The sequence below is a fragment of the Pseudoalteromonas sp. SG44-1 genome, assembly GCF_014164315.1.
GTDB classification, from domain to species: Bacteria; Pseudomonadota; Gammaproteobacteria; order Enterobacterales; family Alteromonadaceae; genus Pseudoalteromonas; species Pseudoalteromonas rhizosphaerae.
Map to the genome: position 1 here is coordinate 1 of NZ_JACJEW010000280.1, position 303 is coordinate 303.

1 pseudogene is annotated in these 303 nt (G+C 36.3%); it reads left to right on the forward strand.

Annotation, left to right across the window (positions count from 1 at the left end):
* Positions 1-195, forward strand: a pseudogene (locus tag H5187_RS24160) (hypothetical protein); the annotation flags it as partial.
* Positions 196-303 lie beyond the last annotated feature (108 nt).

Sequence of the window (303 nt, forward strand, 5' to 3'; positions counted from 1 at the left end):
GCAACCGTTATATACATAGGGTGTATAACGTTTTTAACTATTCCAGATACCGCAACACGCTTTGCAGACACCATTTTAGGCTTTATTTTAGGCACCGTTGTAGCGTCAATATTGAATTTTTTCTTTGGTAATAGCCGTGATAATTCACGTAGAAACGAAATTCAAGACATTCAACAGTCGTTAAAAGAGCACTAATATGGCATTACCAGCTCCACAATATGGCGACCTTGTTAAATTCAAGGAAGCCATTTCTCACTTTAAAGACAAAATTAAGCTCACTAGTGAGTCATATAAAGACTTACA